2 protein-coding genes are annotated in these 1,793 nt (G+C 60.1%); both read left to right on the top strand.

Going from position 1 to position 1,793, the window contains the following annotated elements; all coding sequences use genetic code 11:
* Positions 1-593: LysR substrate-binding domain-containing protein (locus tag EN914_RS34165; RefSeq protein ID WP_127389625.1), on the top strand; the 593-nt coding region annotated here is incomplete at its 5' end.
* A gap of 240 nt (positions 594-833) precedes the next feature.
* A partial coding sequence (locus EN914_RS34160; protein ID WP_127389624.1) for a cytosine permease occupies positions 834-1,793 on the top strand: 960 nt, incomplete at its 3' end.

Genomic DNA, 1,793 nt, shown 5'->3' with positions numbered 1-1,793 from the left:
TGCCCACCGTTCTGAACCTTTGGCTGGCGGACCGGTTGCCGAACTTTCGCCGGTTGCATCCGTCGGTGGATCTGGAGATCTCCACTTCAGGCAAGCGCGCCAACTTCGATTTGGCCATTGTCGACGAGTTCGTCTACAAGGCCGGTCCGGCTCTGACGCTGCTGATCCCGCTGCTTTTGACGCCGGTCTGTGCGCCTTCGCTTCTGGAGGGGCCTGTGCCGCTGCGATCGCCGGCCGATCTGGTCAATCATCATCTGATCCATGAATGCGAAACCATGAGATGGAAGCGTTGGCTGGAGCAGGAAGGCGTTCTGGAAACGACGCCAAAATCCAGCACAACACTGGATGATTGCACCCTGATCATGCGCGAAGCGATCAATGGCGCCGGAATAGCGCTTGCGGACACGATGATGGCGCAAGATTTTCTGCAGCAAGGCAAGCTGGTCGCGCCGTTCCGTGCCCGCCACACCTATCCGGCCGGCATTTACCTGCATCAGCGTCGCAGCATCGGCAACAAGCCAGGCACCGGTCTGTTTCAGGATTGGCTGCTCGCCGAAGTCGCGGACCACAAGCAGGTGATGGCAATCGCTTAGATGCCCCCCAACCGAAAATGTCGGGAGCCACCGCTTCAGATTGGAATCCCCGCGTCGAACCTCGACTCATCCGTGGTCCAGCGATGACCCACCATCGCCTTGCATCGATAATCGCAGTTCTCATTGAATATCTTTAAGGCCAAAGCCGGCAAATAGGTTGCTTGTCGGTTCCCCGGCGGCAGGCTTAACCTGCACGCGGCCAACGCGTGAGGGCGCGTGCTGCAAAAGGGGAACATTGCCATGACGATACAGGGTGCTTCACCTGATCTGTACAACGAGGATTTGGCTCCGGCCAAAGTTCGAAACTGGGGACCATTCTCGATCTTCAACGTCTGGACGTCGGACGTCCACAGCCTTTGGGGCTACTATCTTGCCGCCAGTCTGTTCCTGTTCTGCGGCGGCTTCGTCAATTTCATCATCGCCATAGGCATCGGCTCGCTGATCATCTACGCGCTGATGAACATGGTCGGCTATGCCGGCGTGAAGACGGGCGTGCCCTACCCCGTGCTTGCCCGCGCCTCTTTCGGCATCTGGGGCGCCAACATACCGGCGCTGGTGCGCGCCGTCGTCGCCTGCTTCTGGTACGGCGCGCAGACTGCCGCCGCCTCGGGCGCGATCGTGGCGCTGCTGATCCGCACGCAATGGTTCGCCGATTTCAACGCCAGCACGCACTTCCTCGGTCATACCGGCCTGGAGGTGATCTGCTTCGTGGTCATCTGGGGGCTGCAATTGCTGATCATCCAGAACGGCATGGAAACGGTCCGCCGCTTCCAGGACTGGGCCGGCCCCGCGGTGTGGGTGATGATGCTGATCCTGGCGATCTATCTCTGTGTCAAATCCGGGAGATTTGCCTTCACCAGCGACATCCCGATGGACGTGCTGCTGGACAAGACGAAGGATGCGGGCGTGCCCGGCACGCCTGGCTCCTGGACCTCGCTGTTTGCGGTGGCCGCGATCTGGGTCACCTATTTCTCGGCGCTCTATCTCAATTTCTGCGATTTCGCCCGTTACGCGCCTGACAAGGCATCGCTGCGCAAGGGCAACATCTGGGGCCTGCCGATCAACCTGATCCTGTTTTCTCTGGTGGCCGGCGTCACCACCATTGCCGCCTTTGACGTCTATGGCGAGGTGCTGCTGCATCCCGACCAGATATCGGCGAAATTCGACAGCTGGTTCCTGGCAGCCCTTGCTGCCCTGACC

This window comes from Mesorhizobium sp. M7A.F.Ca.CA.001.08.2.1 (assembly GCF_003998455.1).
Classification (GTDB): domain Bacteria; phylum Pseudomonadota; class Alphaproteobacteria; order Rhizobiales; family Rhizobiaceae; genus Mesorhizobium; species Mesorhizobium ciceri.
Note: the sequence above shows the minus strand (reverse complement) of the source record. Positions and strands in the feature narration are given on the sequence as shown.